This window comes from Vibrio rumoiensis (assembly GCF_002218045.2).
In the GTDB taxonomy this organism is placed as follows: Bacteria; Pseudomonadota; Gammaproteobacteria; order Enterobacterales; family Vibrionaceae; genus Vibrio; species Vibrio rumoiensis.
The window spans coordinates 233,411-257,071 of the sequence record NZ_AP018686.1; the positions used below are offsets into that span (position 1 = coordinate 233,411).

A 23,661-nucleotide genomic window follows, 5' to 3' on the forward strand; every position below is an offset into this window, starting at 1 on the left:
GAAGCTAAAATATAGCTTCACTTTTTTTATGTTTATTTGTCGCTAATAGCTGAACTGATTAGCCATTATGTTCAGCGGTAAAAGCAGCTTTACACGCGTTAAAGCGAGCAACAAACTCATCAATATCTTCTTGTTGATAAGGTCTTAAACCACTTGCAACCATCTTTTTCACGCCTTTGCCTACGACTTCGCCATTCTCTTTAAAATCAAAGTTTAAAGTGACTACGCCACGTTTGCCTGTTACATCGAATGTTGCACCAGTAAAATCGACTTCTGGGTGTGAAAGATCTAAACGGCAGAACTCAACATCCATGCTTTCGTAGATCACGAGAGGGCGTTGAGTATTAATCATCATTTGTTGCTCTTCCATTAAAGGAACCATGATGTGTGGGAAATTCATGCCAGAAAATTGAACATAGTTTGTGACAACATGTTCAATGAAATTTTGATCTTGGCTTTTTTGACCTTCGTGATGCATGAGTAGGTATTCTTTACCATTTTCATCAACTAAAGCACTGTCTTGAGGCCCTTTCTCTTCGATATGTAAAGCAACACCATCAGAAACCATGCCTGAAAAGCGAAAGCTCATTTTTTGACTGATGCCTTCTTGTTGCAACAGCACGGCAAATAAAAGATCGCCCGGAACACAGAAACGTTTACTGTCTTCATCATGAATAGGGTTAAAGTCACCCGCTACTTTTTTGGCGAAATGACTCGCTTGCTGACGAGTAAATTGGAAAGCGTTATCTTGAGTTGAGAAATAAGATGTTAGAAACATAATTCGCTACTAATAAAAAAAACAGCCGAGATTATATATGACAATCGTTCATAATTGGTCAGTCCAGTGAAAAAAAACTGAAATTTGTACCTTAACGTACAGAATTTGGTATTTAAAAACTTAACCTGATGAGCGTTCGATAGGATAAATGTTGCAATAAAGTTCTTTTTCAAACTGGCTTTCAAGTGCGGAACGCCAATGTTTACAATCATTCACGGGAATTAAAAAAAAGTTTTCTCGAGCGGTGTCAGTGACAAAGGCAATGCCGTATTGCATTAGTTCATAGTGAGTATCATGCACAAATCCAAGGCCAAAGCTTTGACGCCCGGTCAGTTGGTTTATATCACGTCTTGTCAGCGTCACTCCTTGAGTTTCGTTGATAAATTTATCTTTAAGCCATGTGGCAAAATCTTTTGCGCTGACCATTATGCAATTCCTCGCCGTTTAATTTGTTCTCATTTTTAGCGCCTACGGCAAATGATTTACTGACTTACCTTTTATTATTACTTTAGCTAAGGAATTGAGGCTTCTCCAGTTATGTTTACAGTTAAATTAAGTGTTTGATTTTTAGTTGATTGTGATCTTAGTGGTAGTACCAATAGTGATTGTTATGAAAGTATTATAAAACAAAGAGAAAGGCATCATTTGACGGAAGCAGGAGGATTTTAGGTCAAATTTTTCTTCTCGTTATCGATGGAATAAAGATTATTATTTTGTTTTGAAATCTTTCAATTTCATAAGATTTCTTTAAAATGACCTGTCTTGCTTTTCTGTTCAAATTAACAAGTACCCAATTAAGTACCAAAAACTGAAAATCAAGATATATAAGATTCGTAACCTTCTGAATTCAAAGTAGGTTTAAATTTATCATGTGCTACTTGGTATGTGGCACCACTGAAAATAGGATATATCATGCCTGTAATTACTCTTCCTGATGGCAGTACTCGCCAATTCGACAACGCTGTTTCAACTATGGATGTTGCGCTATCTATCGGCCCTGGTCTTGCAAAAGCAACCATCGCTGGCCGTGTAGATGGTAATCGTGTTGATGCGTGTGATCTGATTGAAAATGATGCGAGCTTAGAAATCATCACTGCTAAAGATGAAGATGGTTTAGAAATCATTCGCCACTCTTGTGCTCACTTGCTAGGTCATGCGATTAAGCAACTTTTCCCTGAAGCAAAAATGGCGATTGGTCCAACGATCGATAAAGGTTTCTATTACGACATCGATCTTGAGCATTCTTTAACGCAAGAAGATTTAGACGCAATTGAAAAGCGTATGAAAGAACTTGCTAAAACGAAATATCAAGTCGTTAAGAAGAAAGTAAGCTGGCAAGAAGCACGTGATGCTTTTGAAGCACGTGGCGAAAGTTACAAAATTGAAATCTTAGATGAGAATGTCGCACGTGACGATCGTCCAGGCCTCTATCATCATGAAGAATACATTGATATGTGTCGTGGTCCACATGTTCCTAATATGAGTTTCTGCCAACATTTCACATTATTAAATGTTGCTGGCGCATATTGGCGTGGTAATAGCGATAACAAAATGCTGCAACGTATCTACGGCACAGCCTTTGCGGATAAAAAGCAGCTTAAAGAGCACCTTGTTCGTTTAGAAGAAGCGGCAAAGCGTGATCACCGTAAAATCGGTAAACACCTAGATTTGTTCCATATGCAGCAAGAAGCACCAGGTATGGTGTTCTGGCATCACAATGGTTGGTCTATTTTCCGTGAACTAGAAGTGTTTGTACGTGAAAAACTGACAGAATACGACTACCAAGAAGTAAAAGGCCCACTAATGATGGACCGTGTACTGTGGGAACGCTCTGGTCACTGGGATAAATATGCGGATGCGATGTTCACGACGTCTTCTGAAAACCGTGAATACGCGATTAAACCAATGAACTGCCCAGGTCATGTGCAAATCTTTAACCAAGGTTTGAAGTCTTACCGTGATCTTCCATTACGCATGGCTGAATTTGGTTCATGTCACCGTAACGAACCTTCGGGCGCTCTGCACGGTATTATGCGTGTTCGTGGCTTTACTCAAGATGATGCCCATATTTTCTGTACAGAAGATCAAATTCAAGATGAAGTGAAGCAATGCATCAAGATGGTTTACGATGTTTACAATACTTTTGGTTTTGAAAATATCGTTGTCAAATTATCGACTCGTCCAGAACAACGTGTAGGGTCAGATGAAATTTGGGATAAATCAGAAAGCGATTTGAAACTAGCATTAGAATCGATGGATATTCCATATGAGATTCAAGAAGGTGAAGGCGCATTCTATGGCCCTAAGATCGAATTTACACTATACGATTGCTTAGACCGAGCATGGCAATGTGGTACGGTTCAGCTTGATTTCAATTTACCAGGCCGTTTAGGTGCAACTTATGTTGGTGAAAGCAACGAACGTTTAGTTCCCGTTATGATTCACCGTGCAATTTTAGGTTCACTCGAGCGCTTTATTGGTATTTTGATTGAAGAATATGCTGGCTTCTTCCCAACTTGGTTGGCACCGGAGCAAGCGGTTATTACCGGAATCACCGATAAACAAGCGGATTATGTGCAACAAGTTGCACAAAAATTGCAAAAATCTGGCTTTAAAGTAAAAGCGGACTTGAGAAATGAGAAGATTGGCTTTAAAATCCGCGAACATACTTTAAAGCGTGTGCCTTATATGCTCGTTTGTGGTGACCAAGAAATGGAAGCTGGCGAAATAGCAGTACGTACACGTAAAGGCAAGGACCTCGGTAAATTCAAAGTTGAAGATTTTATTTCTTATCTTCAAGCCGATGTTTCAAGCCGTAAGCTCAATCTGGAGGAATAACCTATTAAAGGCGGAAGAAAAGGCCAACAACCGGCCAAGCAAAACCAGCATCGTTTAAACGATGAAATTCGCGGCGTTAAAGAAGTACGCTTAACAGGTGCAGACGGCGAAGCTGTTGGTGTCGTTTCAATTGAAGATGCCCTAGAAGCAGCTGTTGAAGCTGGTATGGATCTGGTAGAAATCAGTCCAAACGCTGAACCACCAGTCTGTCGTGTCATGGACTATGGTAAATTCCTCTTTGAGAAGAGCAAAGCTGCTAAAGAGCAGAAGAAGAAGCAAAAACAGATCCAGATTAAGGAAATTAAATTCCGTCCTGGGACTGATATTGGAGACTATCAGGTAAAACTACGCAACCTGACTGGTTTCCTTGAAGACGGCAACAAAGTGAAAGTAACTATTCGCTTCCGTGGTCGTGAAATGGCGCATCAAGAAATTGGCGTTGACGTTCTAAACCGTTTGAAAGCCGACACTGAAGAGTTAGCAGTGGTTGAATCTTTCCCAACGCGTATAGAAGGTCGTCAAATGATCATGATGCTAGCCCCTAAAAAGAAGTAATTAACGGCCTTACAAGTAATACTGCCTCGTCATTCGCTGTCATGCAGTGATTGACGGGGTTTTATTCGCCCTAATTACATATTATTAACCGATATGTTTATTAACACTGCGTTTTTAAAGCTATTTATTTAGCACGTAGAACGATTAATACATACAATGCGGAGTTATTCATCATGCCTAAGATGAAAACAAACCGAGGCGCTGCGAAGCGTTTCAAAAAAACTGGTGGCGGCTTTAAATTCAAGCACGCAACTAAACGTCACATCCTGACTAAACGTACTACTAAAAACAAGCGTCAGCTTCGTCCAAACTCAATCCTTCCTAAATGTGAAGTGGCTGGTGTTGTTCGTATGCTTCCATACGCTTAATTTTTTTAGTTTATTTAATAGTTTAGGAGAAGCATAATGCCTCGCGTAAAACGTGGTGTACAAGCTCGTGCACGTCATAAGAAAGTTCTAAAGCAAGCTAAAGGTTACTACGGAGCACGTTCACGTGTTTACCGCGTAGCTTTCCAAGCAGTTACAAAAGCTGGTCAATACGCATACCGTGACCGTCGCAATAAAAAGCGTACGTTCCGTCAACTATGGATCGCTCGTATTAACGCTGCATCTCGTCAAAATGGTCTATCTTACAGCCGTTTCATCAACGGTCTTAAGAAAGCATCTATCGAGATCGATCGTAAGATCCTTGCTGATATCGCTGTATTCGACAAAGCTGCTTTCGCAGTACTAGTTGAAAAAGCAAAAGCTGCTCTTTAATTAGAATCAGTTTTAAGATTAAGAAAAAGAGAGCTTAGGCTCTCTTTTTTTGTATCTATATTTTAATCATTTCTACTTAAGTGTATGGGATATTCTTTAACTCTAAACCTCATCACTCTCACTTTAGAGGGACGAACTGGGTGTTGAATGAGATTGGGTCGTTTTAATTAGCCTCTCTATTCAATGTCCTCCCAACGCTCTAACTTCCACAAATTTATTCCATGGTTAATTTCACTTTTCGCTTATCTCCATCTATTTTTAAGTAATAGTTTAATAAAAATAAATTACTCATCATATTATATTCTTAAATTACCGTCTTTCTTTAGTAGGAATTTTCTGGCTTATCTTTTCTGTTAGATTAATGTTTGTGAATTTAATGAATATATAAATATAGGTTTATTGCGTCCGTATTTATTTTATTTCCAAACATTAAATTTCCATTCATTTTGTAGGTTTTTTCTTTGTTTTTAATAGCTTATTCTTGGTGTTTATCAAAAAATATAAAGTTTTCATAAAGAACAATTCGATTTTTGATTTGGTTCTCAAAGTTTTATGTTTTTTATTTATACTGACTAAAATAATACATAATGATGGCTGTTTTTCGGGGCCGTTATTAAGTGTTCCATTCAGTTCTAATATTCAATGGTTTTAATTTTAGATATTTAAATATAAATAGAGGCTATTATGTCAAAGGAAGGAAGCGTCGCTCCTAAAGAGCGTATTAATATTAAATACATACCGGCTACTGGAGATGCACAATCTGAAGTAGAACTACCGTTTAAAACTTTAGTGGTCGGGGATTTTAAAGGTCACACCGAAGAAACTTCCATCGAAGAAAGAAAAGCGACTTCAATTGATAAAGATAATTTTCAATCGGTAATGAGAGAAAGCAATCTTAATATCAATACTTCTGTAGCAAATAAATTATCTGATGAAAAAGGAAGTGATTTATCCATAAGCCCAAATTCAACTCCGAACTGCGACATTTGTAATTTCAAGCAGCCAACATCATTTTGCTAAAAATGACGGCTGGTTGCTTGAACCCTAAACACTTCTTTGGACGATAATTTATCCGAAGTTGGGCTCGCTCAACTTCATCATCACTCACCGACCGTAAATCTGTTCCTTTCTTGATATATTGTCTCAACAGGCCATTAGCATTTTCATTAGCACCGCGCTCCCAAGAACTATAAGGGTGAGCAAAATACACATCGGTTTCTAAGGCTTGTGCTACTTCCATATGACCCGCAAATTCTCTGCCATTATCGGCCGTTATAGTATGAACAAATCGTTTGTATGGCCGTAATAAGTCTATCGTCGCTCTGGTCACATCTTCTGCTGATTTTGAAGGCACTTTTTTTACTAAATAAAACCGTGTGGCTCGCTCTAAGATTGTGACAATAGCGCCCGTACCATGTTTACCAAGAACTGTATCAATTTCCCAATCACCAAAACGTGTACGATTATCGACATCTTTGGGTCTTTCATCTATTGAAATGGCATTTTTTATTGCGGGAGCTTTATCTTTCTTGCCTCTTCTATAGCGTTTATGACCTTGGCGTAAATGACGAAACAGTTTACCGCCTTGCCGTTTATTGCAGGCAATAAAACGGTAAATCCATTCATGACTGACTTTTTCTCCAATACGAGTAAGAACGTGAGATATTTGCTCTGGACTCCAGTCTTGCGTTATTAAAAACTCAATAAATTCGACACGTTGTTGCGGTACTCGATACTTAGATGCGTTTAATCGCTTTGCCCTAGATAGTTGCTGGGCTGTATCTGGTGAATATTGTTCTTTTGTACCGCATCGTCTCAACTCTCTATAGAGAGTTGAGCGGTGACATTTTACGGTTTTGGCAATTTCAGAAATTGAAATTCCCTGTTCTAAAAGGGCAGAAATCTGGTATCGTCTTCCCTCGGTCAACTGCTGATAATTCATGGTAGTCCGCTTGTTTCTTTGGCGAGAAGAGCGTACCACTTTCAGCAGTTGGTTTCCTCTTCTACACCATTCCATGAATGTCGCAGTTATTATCTGAAATCAGGAGTCTTAACTTTAAATCACTTGAGGATTTCTCTCCTGATTCAGTTGCAGCTCAGGTGCCTGAAGTAAAAAAATTGATTGAATTACGTGAAGCGCTCGTCGCATTAAAAGGGCCTTTAGGAAACATTCCTGCATTCCGTGAACGTATGCAAGAGTTGCTTGGATCTGAAGAAGATCGAAATCGCTTACTTTCAGAATTAGAGCTCGTTGATAGTTCTAATAAAGAAAGTTAATACATTACTTAAGCAACTTAGTTAGGAATAAATTATGTCTACACTTGAGAAAGCTCTTGATAATGCAACGTTAGAGCGCAGTAGTTTACTTGATGAAGTAATGGCTCAAACTCGTATTGCCCCAAATGAAGAAGGTTATGATATCGCTAAGAAGGGCATTGCTGCATTCATTGAAAATCTGGTCAATGCTGATCGTACTGAAGAACCGGTAAATAAATCTCTCGTTGACCAGATGTTGGTTGAATTAGATCGTAAAATCAGTGCTCAGATGGATGAAATTCTTCATGATAATGCATTTCAGCAAATGGAATCATCATGGAAAGGTCTAAAACTTTTAGTTGATCGTACTGATTTCAGAGAAAACAACAAAATCGATCTATTACACGCCACCAAAGAAGAATTATTAGAAGATTTTGAGTTTTCGCCTGAAACAACGCAATCAGGTTTGTATAAGCACGTCTACTCATCAGGTTATGGTCAATTTGGTGGTGAACCAACAGGGACGATTATTGGTAATTTTGCATTTACGCCATCAACACCAGATATGCGTCTATTGCAATATATGGCTTCTATTGGTGCGATGTCTCATGCGCCATTCATTTCAAGTGTGGGTCCCGAGTTTTTCGGTATTGATTCATTTGAAGAGTTGCCTAATCTGAAAGATTTAAAATCTATTTTTGAAAGTCCTAAATATACTAAATGGCGATCATTACGAGATTCAGAAGACGCCCGTTATATTGGTCTGACAGCGCCAAGATTCTTATTACGTGTGCCTTACGATCCAACAGAAAATCCGATTAAATCTTTTAATTATAAAGAAAGTGTTACTGCATCCCATGATCACTATTTATGGGGTAACACGGCATTTGCCTTTGCTAGTCGTCTAACCGATAGTTTTGCGAAATATCGTTGGTGTCCGAATGTTATTGGGCCTCAAAGTGGTGGTGCGGTTGAAGATCTTCCTGTCCATGTGTATGAATCAATGGGGGCTTTGCAAGCCAAAATTCCAACAGAAGTGTTGGTGACAGACCGCAAAGAGTTTGAATTAGCGGAAGAAGGATTCATTTCTCTAACCATGAGAAAAGGAAGTGATAATGCTACTTTCTTCTCTGCCAACTCGATTCAAAAACCTAAAGTTTTCCCAAATACCAAAGAAGGGAAAGAAGCTGAAACGAACTATAAGTTAGGGACACAGCTGCCTTATATGATGATCATCAACCGATTGGCTCATTATATTAAAGTGTTACAACGTGAACAGATTGGCTCATGGAAGGAACGACAAGATCTAGAGCGTGAACTTAATGGCTGGATTAAGCAATACGTTGCCGATCAAGAAAACCCACCGGCAGATGTCCGTAGTCGTCGCCCGTTACGTGCTGCAAAAATTGAAGTGTCAGATGTAGAAGGAAATCCAGGCTGGTATCAAGTTTCGATGTCTGTACGTCCTCACTTCAAGTATATGGGCGCTAGCTTTGAGCTATCTCTAGTTGGTCGTTTGGATCAAGCTTAAAAATGGCCTATATAGCACCAGAAGAAAGTGCGTTTGGTATCAGCTTCCTTGAACGTTTGGAAGCTGATGCTAAGCCTTTGAATATCATCCAAGCGCCTGTGCTAAGTGATGTGCTTAATTCTATTCGAAACAATATCTCAAATATTTTAAACACTAGGATGGGGGACTCTCAAAGTAGCCCCAGCCTAGGGCTAATTGATTTTAATGATGCAACCTTAGAAGTGGCAGACCTGTCTATGACCATTCGGTTAGCGATTAAGAAATGTTTAGATAGTTACGAACCAAGGTCAAAGAATATTTCGGTATATGCATCATTTGATCGTTTTGATGCCTTAGCATTACGTTTTCAGATTTTGGCTGAGCTGGATCATGACGCCATTCATAAGAAAGTGAAACTGGATTTAATGTTAGATCAAAATAAAAAATACAGAGTATTTTAACCATGGCTCATGATAAATATTTTCGGGAAGAGCTCACGTTTTTAAAAGAGCAAGGTAAAAATTTTACCGACATATATCCTCAATTATCTCGCTTTCTACATGGTAATAATACCGACCCTGATGTTGAGCGATTATTAGAAGGGTTTGCTTTTCTCACTGCCCGTTTGCGTGAAAAAGTGGAAGATGATTTTCCTGAATTTACGCACTCCATTATTAATATGCTTTGGCCTAACTATTTAAGGCCAATTCCAAGCATGTCTATCATTAAATTTCGTCCTGAAAAAAACTTAACCGATGGCCAGATAATCCCAGCGAATACTGAGATTAATAGCCGGGAAGTGCAGGGTACGCAATGCCAATTCAAAACTTGTCGAGATTTTAAAATTTATCCGATGACGGTTGATAAAGTCATCCCTCACCATACTCGTAAAGCGACAACGATTGATATTGATTTCCAGCTCGAAGGTGCGATGTGTTTAGGCGATATTAATTTAACCGATATAAGATTTTTCTTGGGAGCGGATCAGTATAGCTCTCAAATGATTTACTTGTGGTTAAACCATTATCTTGAATCTATCACTGTGGAAGTAAAAGGTGTCGACTTCGCTATTACGTTACAGTCATTACAAGTGGTTGGTTTTTCTGAAGTGGATGGTTTACTGCCATATCCAAAGAATGTGTATTCAGGCTACCGTATTTTACAAGAATATTTAACATTCCAAGAGTCATTTTATTTTTTTGACTTGAAGCAGTTAGATAAAGCATTACCGAAATCCATTACAGACGGTTTTACACTAAAAATTGCTTTCTCAAAAACTCTACCGGCAGATGTCAGAGTAACCAATGAACATTTTCAATTGTATTGCACACCGGCTATCAACTTATTTGAACATGATTCTGATCCCATTGATTTAACCGGTAAATCTACTGAGTATAAAATTTCACCCTCAAGCCGACTGTCTTCTCATTACGAAGTTTTTAGCGTCAACGAAGTTTATGGGTGGTTAGAAACAAAAGACAAAGATTTGAGTCGAGTCCGTGGTCAGAGACGAAAGTATTCGGCGTTTGAAAGCTTTCAGCATGAAATCGAACGTGCCAATCATCGCTCTGCAAATTATTACCGAGTAAGGGTAAGAGATAGTCTGCGTAATGATGGTTTTGATAATTGGTTATCTTTTGTTCGTAGTGATGAGCAACAAGTCATTAATTTTGATGAAACAGTATCGATAAAGCTGACTTGTACCGGCGTTTTTCAAGGTAGTTGTCACTACTTGCTTAATTATCAAGCAGCTTCTTTTTCTGGGTTCAGATGAACTTCTCCGATCGGCTCACAGTTCCTGATTTTCCCTGACCAGCGTTCTGGTCTTTTCTGGCGATGTTCCATCAACACCTTTGCTCGACGTTCCAAGATTTGCTTGTCTTTTCCACTATGGCGCTCTGATGGTGTGACAAAGTTTAAGCGACTATGTTTGTGTTCGGTGTTATACCAGACAACGAATTCAGCTACCCAAGCTCGACATACGTCTAGATCAATAAAACCTTTTGATGGCCAATTCGGCACATATTTCAATGTGCGGAATAAGGATTCCACATACGGATTGTCATCGCTGACTCGTGGGCGACTGTAGGACGAGATAATGCCCAGTTCTTCCATCTTAGCTTTGAACGTCAATGATTTCATTGGAGCGCCATTATCGGAATGCAGAACCAGAGACTGATTGAAGCATTGCTCTCGCATCAAGGTTCGTTGCAGTAACTGAGCTGCCAACTCTCCGCACTCTCGGTCATAGACGTCATACCCAACGATTTTTCGGCTATAAATATCTTCGATCATGTACAGATAATAATGCTGACCACGAACCCCTGACGGCATGTACGTAATATCCCAAGTGAAAACCTGATTTGGCCCTGTAGCGGTGTAACTTGTTGGTCTCGATGATTTTTTCCGACTACGTTGGCGACCTCGATGGTTGAGTTGACCTTCTGCTTTCAAAACCCGATAAAAACTCGATTCTGATGCGATATATTCACCTTTATCCAGCAAGGTTGGGACGATTTGACTCACCGATAAACCCGTCTATTGGAATTATCCTGATGGTACAAAAGCAGTGATGAGTAATTTTGCTAGCCAACAGAATATATTACGCACTTTGGTTAGTTTATCTGTCGTCACGGAGAATGCTCATTGGAAAAACACCGCGACGAAAATGGCCAAGCAGTTTCTCGATAATTATACCGATTCAGAAAGTGGGCTATTTCATTGGGGAGGGCATCGTTTTATTAACCAACAGACTGGGGAAATTGAAGGTCCAGCCAGTAAAGAACGTGTTCATGAATTGAAGCATCATTTCCCTTATTATGAATTTCTATATCAAGTTGATGCAAAGAAGACTACCCAATTTTTACACGGTTTTTGGGCGGCTCATGTTTTGGATTGGCAGAAGTTAGATTTAAGTCGCCATGGTCAATATGGCGTCAAACCGATTGATAATGTTTTCAGATATCATCAACCTAAACCTGTTGTTGACCCTAGTCTCTGGCCACAGCTACCTGAAACGGTTGGCTTAACCTTTGTTAATGCTTCTACTGATTTGATTTACGCTGCAACATTTTATTCTCAGTATCAAACGGATGTACATGCCGAAATGTGGGCCAAGCATCTCTATAAGCAATTTGTGCTGGCGCGTAATCCAGAAACCGGTATGCCTGTCTATCAATTTTCATCACCGTTACAAAGAGAGCCGATTCCTGATGATGATAATTTGACCTATTCGTGGTTTGGAGATCGAGCCAAGCGTCAATTTGGATCTGAATTCGGTGAGATAGCAAAAGAGGCTAATGTGCTATTTCGTGATAGTTGGCCGGTAGTGGTGGATAATCCGTTAGCGATTTTAGAGTGTGCTAAGCAAACCGGTGATGAAGAAATGCTCGCTTGGGCGACCAGTGGTATTAAGGCTTACTTTAAATTTGCTTGGGATATGATGGGAAATACCATCGTTCCTATGTGGAATAATGGCCACGATATGACGGGTTACGTTTTCCCTCGAGATGGTTATTACGGCAAAAAGGGGACGGAATTAAAACGCCAGCCGGTAGACCCCGCGTATTTATTGCCTCTAATAAGGGCCTGTATTGTTAGCGATGATGTTGAGATCAGAGAACTCACCGCAACGATGTTCGCACGCTTTGAGCTGGGTTTAATTGCTCCTGATACAATGTGGTTAACAGAGGTGAATATAGATACCGCCATCGCCTCTCCATATTTATTATTCGCGTTGCTCGATCTCTATGAATTTACTGGGCAAGATAAATTATTATTACTCGCAGATTCAATTGGTAAGAATATAATAGAGCAGAAATTTCATCGTGGGTATTTTGTACCATCAGAGCAACATCGTTTTGCTCGTTTTGATGATCCAGCTTCTTTTGCTCTTATTGCATTAGAAGCAGCGCATCAAGGTCAATATGCCGACATGCCTACACACATTTCAAACGGTGGTTACTTGCATGGCGAAGTGAGCCAAGGTGACCGAATTGAAACTGTATATGATCGCGACATCATTTATGGGGTAACCATAGAATAGTGAAATGAACCTGACTTTTTCATTGTTTAAAAATTGGCCACTAACGCTACGTAAGCGTCACAAGGTCTTATTGATTCGTGATGTATTCCCTCTAGCGTGGCCGATATTTATTGAGCTGTTATGCGTGGTATTGATGGGGATCATTAGCACGATTCTCGTCAGTCGCTTAGGTCAGTCTCAAACCGCCGCGATAGGGATAAGCGACAGTTTCACTTACATCATTTATTCGGTTCTCGCGGCTATTGAGTTGGGCGGAACAGTGATTGTTGCTCAATCATACGGGCGAAGAAATAGTGAACAAGCTCTCGATCAAGCTCGGCAAACCATTACTCTAAATGCGCTGATTAGTGTGCTTTTTTGTGTTGTGGTATTGCTCGGTGGAAAGTCATTACTTGAGATCGTGGCTTATGGCGCAGAGCCTGAGGTTATTCACCTTGCTGAGGTTTACCTTACCGCAATGGCGTTGAGTTATCCTGCGCTTGCGATCACTCTTGCAGGCAGCGGAGTATTAAGAGCGGTTGGTAATAGTCGTTTACCGATGCGAGTCAATATCTTAACTAATTTACTGAATATCGCGTTTAGTTATCCATTGATCTACGGTGTCGGTGATTGGCAAGGTTTAGGTTTACTTGGAGCCGGTTTAGGGGTGTCTTTAGCGCGTTGGGTCGGGGCTTTTATTATTCTGGCGTATTTAGCCAAAAACTCTCGTTTTGTGATCCCATTTAAGCTGTATTTTTCTAAGTTTAGCCGCAAAGTATTTGCCGATATTTTAGGAATTGGTTTTCCTGCTAGTGTTGAATCCTTGATGTTCAACATAGGTAAAATGATCACAATTTTAATGGTAGCGGGAATGGGAACCGTAGCGATGGCGGGCAATGTTATCGCGTTCTCTATCATTTTGATGATCAATATTCCCGGTAATACATTAGGCATGGCAGCCACGGTTATTGTGGGTAAACGCCTAGGACAAAATAGGCCAAGAATGGCACAGCAAGAGTTGGTGCTGATTCTCATCACTTCAACCATTTTATTGGTTTGTTCTACCTTGCTACTTGTACCATTTATTCATTACATTGCTTTGCTCTATACCACCGAAGAATCGGTGATTGATGTGGTTGTGAATCTGTTTTATATGAACGCCATTATGATGCCAGTTTGGGCGGCTTCTTTTGTTCTTCCTGCTGCATTTAAAGGTGCTAAAGATGTGAAGTTCACGATGTGGACGGCGATTCTCAGCATGTGGGGTTTCAGAATTTGCTGCGGATATGTATTTGGCGTGCTACTCGGCTTTGGTGTGTATGGGGTATGGGTAGGGATGTTCAGCGATTGGATAGTGCGCGGAACGCTATTCACTCTGCGATTATTGAATCAGAAATGGCTAGCCCGATACTTTAGAGATGTTTCTCGTTAAAATGTAAGCGGGTTTACTTGGAATAAAAATAGCAAAAGGAGCCAACAATAGGCTCCTTTTTGAATTTTTAATGCTTTGGCAAATAAGCTTTTAAATTAAAACTTAACCCAAGTTAGTGATGTTAGTGCAATAAAGCCTAGAGCAGAACCGTAGATTAAGAATAGGCTCAATGCGGTAGCAGCGGCATCTTTTAATTTTGAGTTGTTAAAAGTGCTTTGATTTGCAGTAATAGTGTTCATTGTAACCTCAGTTTTATGTGATACTGGTCACAATTAAACCAGTAAACATGACTGAGATCAAGTTTTTTGAAACACTTTTTTATATTAATACCGATTCAATATAATGGCAGCAATATAACCCCCGGTGTCAGGATAGTTGTCCAGATCTTAGAACGCCCAAAAATCCAGCAATGGAGGGCTAACGAAGGACACTATGCCGAGATATTCCGAAGAAAGAAAAGCTGCCATCTTGAAGAAGCTACTGCCACCGCATAACAAAACCATTCCAGAAGTTGCTGCGGAGGATTACATCAGCGAAGCAACGTTATACAATTGGCGTAATAAACTCCGCTCCGAAGGTAAACCTGTGCCAGGTAATCAAAAAAATTCTGAACATTGGTCAGCTGAAGCCAAGTTCGCCACCGTCATCGAAACCGCCAGTTTGTCAGAAACTGAGCTTAGCCAGTATTGTCGCCAGAAAGGTTTGTACCCTGAACAAGTTAAAGCGTGGAAACTCGCTTGTATCAGCGGTGCGGGTCAAGCAGAGCAATCTAAGAAAGCAGAGCAGACAGAGCGTAGAGCGAATAAAAAGCGTATCCGAAAATTGGAAGCAGAGCTGCATCGTAAAGACAAAGCCCTGGCAGAAACGGCGGCGCTATTGGTGCTGTCAAAAAAGCTCAAGGCCTTGTATGGGAGCGACAGCGAGGAGGACTGACTCCTCTCGATATGCGCGAGACATTACTGGCGCTTTTTGATGAAGCGGTTGCTAATGGCGCGCCTCAGTACAAGGCTGCAGACCTCATGCAAGTTCCACAGCGAACCTTGCGCCGCTGGCGTACGTCACAGGGTCATGTGTTGCCCGATCTTCGTCGTCTGGCTATCAGACCAGAGCCCAAAAACAAGCTGTCAGAGAAAGAGCGTCAGCATATTTTGAATGTCTGCAATGAGGCCGACTATGCCAACTTACCCCCCAGTCAAATCGTGCCAAAACTGGCCGATCAGGGAGAATATATCGCCAGCGAGTCAAGCATATATCGTGTGCTGAAAGATAACGACCAACTGCATCATCGAGGACGGACGAAACCGCCACAGCCTACGACGGAGCCCGCTTCTCATGTGGCGACAAAGCCCAATGAGATCTGGACTTGGGATATCAGTTATCTGCCCGCGAAGGTTCGTGGTCTGTACTGGTACCTTTATATGGTCATTGATATCTACAGTCGCAAAATTGTGGGTTGGGAAGTCCATGACTGCGAATGCGGAACGCTTGCTTCTCAGCTGATTGAGCGAGCCACCTTCAGTGAACGCTGTTTCGTGAAGCCTCATTATTTACATTCTGACAACGGGGCTCGCATGAGGTCACTCACCTTGCGTGCAAAGCTTGATGAAATGGGCATCCGAACGTCCTTCAATCGTCCGGGCGTGAGTAATGACAATGCCTATTCAGAGTCATTGTTCCGTACAGCCAAGTACCGGCCTAACTATCCGGAGCATGGCTTCGAAACGCTGGCAGACGCACGTGAATGGATACTGAATTTTGTAAACTGGTACAACAACGAGCATCACCACAGTGCGATTAAGTTCGTCACTCCAGCAGAAAGACACAGAAACTTAGATACAACAGTGCTGGCGAAGCGACATACTGTGTATCAGCAGGCGAAAGCCAAGCATCCTGAACGTTGGGCAAGGGAGACTCGCGACTGGTCACCCGTTGGTTCGGTAACACTCAACCCCAAAAGCGCAGACAATAATGAACATGGCGGTCAAAAAAGAGCCGCATAATTAGAAAATCTGGTCAACTACCTTGAAATCTACCGATAACTCCACTCTATATAGTTACAATGTCACTCCACTTTTCCAGATGGCGATTTCTCTAATTTGATTGATTTCATTTTTACTTTTTTCACCATTGACGATAGCAACGGTGGTTTTAATGAATTCTTTTAGTAATTGATCCATCGAAATGTCCTCAGAGACTAGTTTCCCAGCATTAAAATCTATCCAGTGTTTTTTCTTATCAGCGAGCTCTGAATTGGTCGCGATCTTCATTGTTGGAACAAACCCACCATAAGGTGTTCCTCTACCGGTTGAAAATAACACCATGTGACAGCCTGAAGCGGCAAGTGCGCTGGTGGCGATGGCATCATTTCCGGGTGCGTTCAATAAGTTTAAACCGGGAATAGTGATTTTTTGCGTGTAATCGAGTACATCGACGACCGGACTCGTGCCTGACTTTTGAGTACAACCTAGAGACTTATCTTCTAAGGTAGTAATGCCTCCAGCCTTATTGCCGGGAGAGGGGTTTTCGTAAATCGGTAAATCGTGTTTGGTGTAATAATCTTTAAAGTTATTAATCATGTTAACGATTTTATCAAACACATTATGAGTGGTTGCGCGTTGCATTAATAAGGTTTCTGCACCGAACATTTCGGGCACTTCGGTGAGTACTGTCGTTCCGCCTTGGGCGATGACATAATCTGAAAACTTACCGAGTAGTGGGTTGGCGGTGATCCCTGATAATCCATCACTCCCGCCGCACTCAAGGCCAAAATGAATTTCGGATAACGTACCCGGTTTTCGTTTATCGTGTCGCATTGTTTCATAGAGATCTTCTAATAAGCTTCTTCCTGCGAGAATTTCATCATCGACAGATTGCGAGATCAGGCATTTAATTCTATTTGGATCGTAATCTCCCAAGCCTTGCATAAAGGTAGGGACTTGGTTGTTTTCACAGCCCAAACCTAAAATAAGTACGCCACCGGCATTAGGATGTTTGGCGATGCTTTGTAATAAATTACGAGTTGTAATGTGGTCATCGCCCAATTGAGAGCAACCAAATTGGTGTGGGAATACGTAGACGCCATCAATCTCTAGTTGAGGGTTGCTGGCTATAAATTGGTTCACCATAGTCTGGGCGATGCCGTTAACACAGCCAACCGTGGGGATCACCCATAGCTCATTACGAATTCCGACTTCGCCATTTCCGCGACGATAAATACTGACTTCGGTTTGCTCAAGGTTCGGAGTCTCGTCAGATGTAAAGGCTTTAGGCTGGTATTGGTAAGCTAATTTATCGGATAAGTTAGTTTTGCTGTTATGGCTATGAATCCAACTACCTTGCGGAATATCAGCCGTCGCATGACCAAAAGATTCCCCGTATTTCCATAACAAATCACCGGTCGTCATATCGTCTAACGCAATTTTATGACCTTTAGTAATGTCTTCTTGAAGAGTAATCAAAAGCTTGTTGGTGATCTTAATCGTCGAGCCTTTTTTTAGATCAACCAGCGCTATCACGACATTGTCTTTGGGGTGAATACGAATCCATTTTTTCATCTGGCTCTCCAATCGATGCCAGAGAATTTTTGGTGGCATCATGCAAATAGGGGAAGGCTATCCGAGAAACGAATAGCCTTAGTTGAAGGCAATTACTTCTTAATACCTAAGTTGAAATATTGGTTCGCATTGTTGAAGCAAATATCTTCCACCATTTTTGACAGTAGTGGCATATCCTGAGGGACCTCACCATCTTCAACCCATTGGCCAATTAAGCGACACAATAAACGGCGGAAATATTCATGGCGGGTGTAAGAAAGGAAACTGCGGCTATCGGTCAGCATGCCAACAAAACGACTGAGTAGGCCAAGCTGCGAAAGTTGTTCCATTTGACGCAACATGCCGTCTTTTTGATCGTTAAACCACCACCCAGAGCCAAACTGAATTTTGCCTGCGATGCCACCACCTTGGAAGTTGCCACACATGGTCGCGATGACTTCGTTATCACGTGGATTCAAACAATACAGAATGGTTTTTGGCAATGCGTCTTCAACATCGAGTGCATTGAGTAATTTAGATAGCGGGGCAGCAACTAGGGCATCGTGAATCGAATCAAAACCGACATCCGCACCAATAAGGTTGAACATGCGTTGGTTGTTATTTCGTAATGCGCCAATATGGTATTGTTGAACCCAACCGCGTTGTGCGTATTGTTTGCCTAAGAAAATCAGAATGGCCGTTTTCAGTTGTGCGGCTTCTTTATCAGTTAATAATTCACCTGATAAACGTTTGGATAAAATTGAGTCTAGTTCTTGTTCGCTGGCGTTTTCAAAGACCACAGTATCAAGGGCGTGATCAGAAATGCAGCAGCCATGAGCTTCAAAATAGTCCAAACGGATAGTGAGTGCATCGCACAGATGGTAGAAGCGTTGAATCTCAATGTTGGTGAGCTTGCCAAGCTTGCTCAAGTATTCTGAGTAGTCTTCTGCGTTAGCATTAAAGGCTTTATCTGGTCGCCAGCTAGGACGCATCTGAACATCAAAATCTTTATCATCCATTACGATTTTGTGAGGAACCAAATCATCAATCGGGTCGTCAGTAGTGCCGACCATGCGTACATTCATTTTTTTCATAATGTTGCGCGCGGAGAATTCTGGTGAAGCCAGCATCTCATTGCACTGGTTCCACACACTTTCAGCGGTAGATTCATTTAAAATAGTATCGGTAATCCCGAAAGGACGGCGCAGTTCTAAATGGGTCCAGTGGAAGAGTGGGTTACCAATGGTTTGGGGAACAGTCTTGGCCCAGGCAAAGAATTTCTCTTTATCCGAAGCATCCCCCGTACAAAAACGCTCTTCAATACCGTTAGTACGCATACCACGCCATTTGTAGTGATCACCTTTTAGCCAGATATCGGTTAAGTTTTTAAAGCGATAATCTTCCGAAACTTGTGTTGGGGGAAGGTGACAGTGGTAGTCGATAATCGGTTGATGCGCTGCCACATTATGATAAAGCTCTTTCGCGATATTGGTTGTAAGTAAGAAATCTTCCGTTAAAAATTTTGACATGACCTTCCACCTAAATAAAATAGATATTTCTGGTATAATATGAGATTAAATTGGTATAACAAGTTTGCAGATCACAAAATTAAACAATCGAAATTTATTTATATTCGATATTGGTCAGCATAATATGGTTTCCCTTGTGATAGTTTTTTTGGGTTTAATTGAATAGTTAGGTGAATGATGTCTTTTGAAAACAAGCGTTTGTATCAAGTTATTGGCGAAAAATTAAAAACAAAAATACTATCTGGCCAATATCCGGTAGGGACGAAAATGCCACCGGAAAGAATTATTGCTGAAGAGCTTGGCATTAGTCGAACGGTTGTGCGTGAAGCGATGATCATGCTTGAGCTGGAAGGGTTGGTGGAAGTGAGAAAAGGCTCGGGGATTCATGTTATCTCGACGGTTTCACAGCAATCTTCTGGATTAAGTGAAAGCGAGGAAGAATTTGCCCGTTACCTTGTTGAAGAGATGAAGAAAGCCGGCCCGTTTGAGCTTTTACAAGCAAGGCAGGTGGTTGAATGTACTATTGCTTCTTTTGCTGCTAGCCAGGTTACAAAGCAAGATATTGATTTATTAGATAAAATACAGAAAGAAAGTTATCTAAATGCTGATGATACTGATTCGGCATGGGATGAGGAATTTCACATTCAACTCGGTAAAATCACCAAAAACTCGGTGCTTTCTTTAATTATTGAGCTGATTTGGTTTACCCGTAAACAAAACCCATTATGGAATCAATTACACGAGCATATCGATTCATCAAATATCAATACCTGGGCGGATGAGCACGGTGCGATTGTAAAAGCCTTACAGGTTAAAAACTCTAAGCAAGCAAAAGCTGAAATGTGGCAGCATTTAGAAAGTACTAAGCAATTTTATATGATGCCTCTTCAGCAGAAGATACCCTTATGATAAGTATCTATTCGAAACCAAACCATTAGATATATAGTTAACCATTCAATATCAGCAGGTTAGTGGTTATTCATTGACCTGCTTTCGTTATATTCCTCGTGACAAACCTCTCTCCAATTGCACTCCTTTAGAACATTTCCGCACATATTGCACAAATTTAGCTCACAAAATTGCAATAAAATTGGTATAACATCTTAAAAGTTTAGGTCTGCTAGCATTTTTGAATTTAAAATATAAAACTACGGTTCAAAAAATTATATGCCGTGATTATAGTCACATTAAGATACTCAATAAGGTGTTTTATTTAAGTAAGGAAACGATTGCTTATTAAGAAATATAATAATTATTGCTGTGGAAGAGTGTGCTAATGAACCTAGAAGTATTTAATAAATTATTAAACCGAATATTAGAATATGCCCTCATATTTTTTATGGCAATGATGGTTTTTTCGGTTGTATGGCAGGTATTTACGCGTTTTATTTTAAACGATCCTTCAGTTTTTACCGATGAACTTTCCCGTTATTTGCTTATTTGGATTGGTATCTTAGGTGGAGCTTATACCTTCTCAATTAAACGTCACTTAGCTTTAGAGTTGTTGGTCACTCGACTCAAGGCTAGAAATCAGCATGTTCTTAATATTGTTATTAGTTGCTTTGTTTTGTTGTTTTCTTCTGTTGCCCTAGTGTACGGCGGTTGGAACTTCATGATGACGACGCTGCATCACAATCAAGTCTCTCCTGGGTTATCTATCGGTGGGCATCAACTTTTAATTGGTTATGTCTACACGGTGGTACCGTTTTCGGGTGTCATTATCTGCTACTACGCATGTATTGATATTCTCAAATCAATATATCAAATAGTTCGCTGAGGAAATATCATGACACTGGTTGATTTAATATTTACTCAAGACTACATCAATTCAATGCCTGATATGGTCTACGATTTACTGCCAATTGTGGTTCTATTTGGATCGTTAGCAATATTTTTATTAATAGGTATTCCGATTGCATTTGCGATTGGTGGCGCGGCATTACTGACAATATTCATTGATTTCCCAATTGATAAAGCGTCGATCTTAGTTTCACAACAATTAACCAATGGGCTAAATAGTTTTGGTTTATTAGCTTTGCCATTTTTTATTGTGGCTGGGAATTTAATGAATCGAGGCGGTTTAGCGAATAGGCTGATTAATTTCGCTATGTTGCTCGGCGGTAAGCTTCCAGGTTCACTGTCTCATGTGAATGTTATTGCCAATATGATGTTTGGCTCTTTATCGGGCTCTGCTGCCGCGGCTGCCGCAGCGGTTGGTGGGATAATGAAACCACTGCAAGAGAAGCATAAGTACCCGAAAGATTTCTCGACTGCGGTGAATGTTGCCTCTTGTCCAACGGGGTTGCTAATTCCACCTTCTAATATCTTGATTTTATATGCTTTAGTGAGCAGTACTTCAGTGCAGTATCTCTTTATTGCTGGTTATATTCCGGGTCTTTTAATGGGCTTGGGAATTATGATTGGTATTCTGCTATTGGGCAAAAAATACAAGATCCCACAAGAGAAAATCGTTCAAAAAGAAAAAACAATGAAAGTGATTTGGGATGCTATTCCAAGCTTATTTTTAGTGTTAATTATTATGGGCGGTATTTTAGGTGGGGCGTTTACTGCAACGGAAGCCTCAGCTATTGCGGTGGTTTATAGCTTAATTCTAGGCTTTGCTTATCGTGAATTAAAGTTTAAAGATCTAGCGCCTATCTTACTTGATAGTGTGATTACGACTTCTATCGTATTACTGATGATTGCAACGTCTTCGGCAATGTCATGGTCTATGGCCAATGCTGATATTCCGGGTGCGATTGCAGACTTCGTTCTTAATTATTCAACCAACCCGCTGGTTATTATGCTGCTAATGAATTTGATTTTATTAGTGGTGGGGACATTCATGGATATGTCTCCAGCGGTTCTGATCTTCACACCGATATTTTACCTATCGCCGTTGAGCTTGGCGTCGACCCAATTCAATTTGGCATCATCATGGTATTTAACCTTTGTATCGGCATTTGTACTCCACCAGTTGGTACGGCTCTATTTGTGGGCTGTAGTGTCTCTGGTAATAAGCTCGGCGATGTAGTGCCTAAGTTAATACCTTTATTCTTAATTATGGTTCTAACTTTGGGACTGATCATTATGGTGCCATCACTAACTATGTGGCTACCTCATTTGGCGGGATATGTATCTTAATAAGTTCAATAACGTAGAAACAAATAAGGGAATAATAATATGAAACTGAATAAGTTAATGCTTGCGGGAATCTTAGCTGGAGCAACATTTACCTCTAGTGTTTATGCTCAAACATTGAAATTAGCTCATGCACTACCCACTGAACATCCAGTTCACCAATCGTTAAGTTGGTTTGCTGACCATGTTAAAGATGAAACGAAATCTAGTGTTTATGCTCAAACATTGAAATTAGCTCATGCACTACCCACTGAACATCCAGTTCACCAATCGTTAAGTTGGTTTGCTGACCATGTTAAAGATGAAACGAAAATCAGGGTAAAAGTGTACGCCAATGGAACGTTAGGCAATGAAACGAGCTTATTGCAAATGGTGCAAAATGGCACGGTTGCCTTTACTAAAGTGAGTGCTGCTCCGCTGGAGTCATTTTCGAAAGATTATAAGATCATTCTCCCTTATTTATACAGCAGTGAGCAGCAGTATCGCGATGTACTGAATGGGCCTATTGGTGACAAAATTTTAGCCTCTTCTCGTGATGACGGTTTTGTTGGCTTGGCATTCCTAGATGCGGGTGCACGTAGTTTCTATACCGATAAAGCAATCAAAACGCCTGCTGATCTGAAAGGCATGAAGATCCGTGTTCAAAACTCACCACTGGCGATTGATATCATCAAATCTCTAGGGCAACCCCGGTTCCACTACCATACGGCGAATTATATTCAGCGCTACAGCAAGGGGTAGTCGATGGGGCAGAAAACAACATTCCATCATATTACTCTTCTCGTCATTTTGAAGTGAAGAAAACCTTTCTTATGACAAGCACACCATGGTGCCAGACGTGCTTGTGGTCTCAACTAGCGTTTGGGATGAACTGACACCTGAGCAGCAAGAAACTATCCGTAAAGTGGCAAAAGAAACGGCGAAGCAGCAAGAAGTCAACTGGAAGAACTATGTTGACCATGCAACGGCCGATCTAAAAACCAAAGGCATCACATTCATAGACAGTGATACGGCATCGTTCCAAGAAGCGGTAAAACCTGTTTACGAGAAGTTTAAGAAAGAAAACCCAGATCTTGTCGATATGCTTAATGATATTCAAAATACTAAGTAATTCAATGGTCTAGCTATACAACCGAAATAGGTAAGGTTCAGGTCGACGCATTAGGTTAGCCTGAGCCTTATTATTTACCTTTAGCCAAAGAGATCCAATCAAATTACTTATTGTTTTAAGTTGGTTTAGCGCTGTAGAAGAATATTTAACAGTCAATTTAAAAACAATATGAAATGGCGAACGTATTATGAAGTTG

17 protein-coding genes and 6 pseudogenes are annotated in these 23,661 nt (G+C 40.6%); 16 read left to right on the plus strand and 7 right to left on the minus strand.

Annotated elements, in window-relative coordinates; genetic code table 11:
- Positions 1 to 58: 58 nt before the first annotated feature.
- Positions 59 to 778 (minus strand): DUF3581 domain-containing protein, encoded by a 720-nt coding sequence (locus tag VRUMOI_RS13560; RefSeq protein WP_089138138.1) that lies wholly within the window; start codon positions 776 to 778, stop codon positions 59 to 61.
- Between the two features lie 120 nt (positions 779 to 898).
- A complete protein-coding gene (locus VRUMOI_RS13565; RefSeq protein WP_089138139.1) occupies positions 899 to 1,204 on the minus strand; it encodes a hypothetical protein in 306 nt (101 codons plus the stop codon).
- Between the two features lie 486 nt (positions 1,205 to 1,690).
- Here VRUMOI_RS13565 and thrS point away from each other — a divergent pair, with 486 nt between their 5' ends.
- From thrS to VRUMOI_RS13590, 5 genes and pseudogenes are all read left to right on the plus strand, one after another.
- Positions 1,691 to 3,616 carry a threonine--tRNA ligase gene (gene thrS / locus VRUMOI_RS13570; RefSeq protein WP_089138140.1) on the plus strand — a complete coding sequence of 642 codons (1,926 nt, stop codon included), beginning with the start codon at positions 1,691 to 1,693 and terminating at the stop codon, positions 3,614 to 3,616.
- Between the two features lie 3 nt (positions 3,617 to 3,619).
- Positions 3,620 to 4,171, plus strand: coding sequence for a translation initiation factor IF-3 (infC, locus tag VRUMOI_RS13575; protein WP_089138141.1), 552 nt, complete (start codon positions 3,620 to 3,622; stop codon positions 4,169 to 4,171).
- A gap of 173 nt (positions 4,172 to 4,344) precedes the next feature.
- On the plus strand, positions 4,345 to 4,539 hold the full coding sequence (rpmI, locus tag VRUMOI_RS13580; protein ID WP_089138142.1) for a 50S ribosomal protein L35: 195 nt from the start codon (positions 4,345 to 4,347) through the stop codon (positions 4,537 to 4,539).
- 36 nt (positions 4,540 to 4,575) lie between these two features.
- On the plus strand, positions 4,576 to 4,929 hold the full coding sequence (gene rplT / locus VRUMOI_RS13585; protein ID WP_089138143.1) for a 50S ribosomal protein L20: 354 nt from the start codon (positions 4,576 to 4,578) through the stop codon (positions 4,927 to 4,929).
- 684 nt (positions 4,930 to 5,613) lie between these two features.
- Positions 5,614 to 5,895, plus strand: a pseudogene (locus tag VRUMOI_RS13590) (type VI secretion system contractile sheath small subunit); the annotation flags it as partial.
- A gap of 28 nt (positions 5,896 to 5,923) precedes the next feature.
- Here VRUMOI_RS13590 and VRUMOI_RS13595 read toward each other — a convergent pair.
- Entirely contained in the window at positions 5,924 to 6,871 is a 948-nt protein-coding gene (locus VRUMOI_RS13595) for an IS30 family transposase (RefSeq protein WP_110410617.1), read from the minus strand.
- 107 nt (positions 6,872 to 6,978) lie between these two features.
- Between VRUMOI_RS13595 and VRUMOI_RS13600 the strand changes: the two are divergent.
- From VRUMOI_RS13600 to tssF, 4 genes and pseudogenes are all read left to right on the plus strand, one after another.
- A pseudogene (locus VRUMOI_RS13600) lies at positions 6,979 to 7,206 on the plus strand (type VI secretion system contractile sheath small subunit); the annotation flags it as partial.
- Positions 7,207 to 7,240: 34 nt separating this feature from the next.
- Entirely contained in the window at positions 7,241 to 8,716 is a 1,476-nt protein-coding gene (tssC, locus tag VRUMOI_RS13605) for a type VI secretion system contractile sheath large subunit (protein ID WP_162598407.1), read from the plus strand.
- 2 nt (positions 8,717 to 8,718) lie between these two features.
- Entirely contained in the window at positions 8,719 to 9,156 is a 438-nt protein-coding gene (gene tssE / locus VRUMOI_RS13610) for a type VI secretion system baseplate subunit TssE (protein WP_110410675.1), read from the plus strand.
- Positions 9,157 to 9,158: 2 nt separating this feature from the next.
- A pseudogene (gene tssF / locus VRUMOI_RS13615) lies at positions 9,159 to 10,400 on the plus strand (type VI secretion system baseplate subunit TssF); the annotation flags it as partial.
- Positions 10,401 to 10,438: 38 nt separating this feature from the next.
- Here tssF and VRUMOI_RS13620 read toward each other — a convergent pair.
- Positions 10,439 to 11,227 (minus strand): annotated as a pseudogene (locus tag VRUMOI_RS13620) (IS3 family transposase); the annotation flags it as partial.
- Between the two features lie 40 nt (positions 11,228 to 11,267).
- Here VRUMOI_RS13620 and VRUMOI_RS13625 point away from each other — a divergent pair.
- On the plus strand, positions 11,268 to 12,740 hold the full coding sequence (locus tag VRUMOI_RS13625) for a pectate lyase (protein WP_231897551.1): 1,473 nt from the start codon (positions 11,268 to 11,270) through the stop codon (positions 12,738 to 12,740).
- Between the two features lie 4 nt (positions 12,741 to 12,744).
- Complete coding sequence (locus VRUMOI_RS13630; RefSeq protein WP_110410678.1) at positions 12,745 to 14,151, plus strand: EmmdR/YeeO family multidrug/toxin efflux MATE transporter; 1,407 nt, start codon at positions 12,745 to 12,747, stop codon at positions 14,149 to 14,151.
- Positions 14,152 to 14,246: 95 nt separating this feature from the next.
- Here the strand turns inward: VRUMOI_RS13630 and VRUMOI_RS19255 are convergent, their stop codons facing one another.
- A complete protein-coding gene (locus VRUMOI_RS19255; RefSeq protein ID WP_162598408.1) occupies positions 14,247 to 14,390 on the minus strand; it encodes a hypothetical protein in 144 nt (47 codons plus the stop codon).
- Positions 14,391 to 14,583: 193 nt separating this feature from the next.
- On the opposite strand from VRUMOI_RS19255, the gene VRUMOI_RS13635 reads away from it, so the two are divergent.
- A protein-coding gene (locus VRUMOI_RS13635) for an IS3 family transposase (protein WP_110410679.1) occupies positions 14,584 to 16,151 on the plus strand; the annotation gives its coding sequence in 2 pieces (ribosomal slippage) (positions 14,584 to 15,037 and positions 15,037 to 16,151; 1,569 coding nt in all).
- Between the two features lie 54 nt (positions 16,152 to 16,205).
- Here the strand turns inward: VRUMOI_RS13635 and VRUMOI_RS13640 are convergent.
- Both VRUMOI_RS13640 and uxaC read right to left on the minus strand, forming a co-directional pair.
- A complete protein-coding gene (locus tag VRUMOI_RS13640; RefSeq protein WP_110410680.1) occupies positions 16,206 to 17,705 on the minus strand; it encodes a UxaA family hydrolase in 1,500 nt (499 codons plus the stop codon).
- Positions 17,706 to 17,797: 92 nt separating this feature from the next.
- Positions 17,798 to 19,213, minus strand: a complete 1,416-nt coding sequence (uxaC, locus tag VRUMOI_RS13645) for a glucuronate isomerase (protein WP_089139601.1) — start codon at positions 19,211 to 19,213, stop codon at positions 17,798 to 17,800.
- Between the two features lie 177 nt (positions 19,214 to 19,390).
- Between uxaC and VRUMOI_RS13650 the strand changes: the two genes are divergently transcribed.
- From VRUMOI_RS13650 to VRUMOI_RS13665, 4 genes and pseudogenes are all read left to right on the plus strand, one after another.
- A complete protein-coding gene (locus VRUMOI_RS13650; protein WP_197712968.1) occupies positions 19,391 to 20,122 on the plus strand; it encodes a GntR family transcriptional regulator in 732 nt (243 codons plus the stop codon).
- A gap of 367 nt (positions 20,123 to 20,489) precedes the next feature.
- Positions 20,490 to 20,990: a TRAP transporter small permease gene (locus VRUMOI_RS13655; RefSeq protein WP_089139599.1), complete on the plus strand. Its 501-nt coding sequence runs from the start codon at positions 20,490 to 20,492 to the stop codon at positions 20,988 to 20,990.
- A 63-nt stretch (positions 20,991 to 21,053) separates the two neighbouring features.
- Positions 21,054 to 22,357: pseudogene (locus VRUMOI_RS13660) on the plus strand (TRAP transporter large permease).
- 57 nt (positions 22,358 to 22,414) lie between these two features.
- Positions 22,415 to 23,465 (plus strand): annotated as a pseudogene (locus VRUMOI_RS13665) (TRAP transporter substrate-binding protein).
- Positions 23,466 to 23,661: the final 196 nt, after the last annotated feature.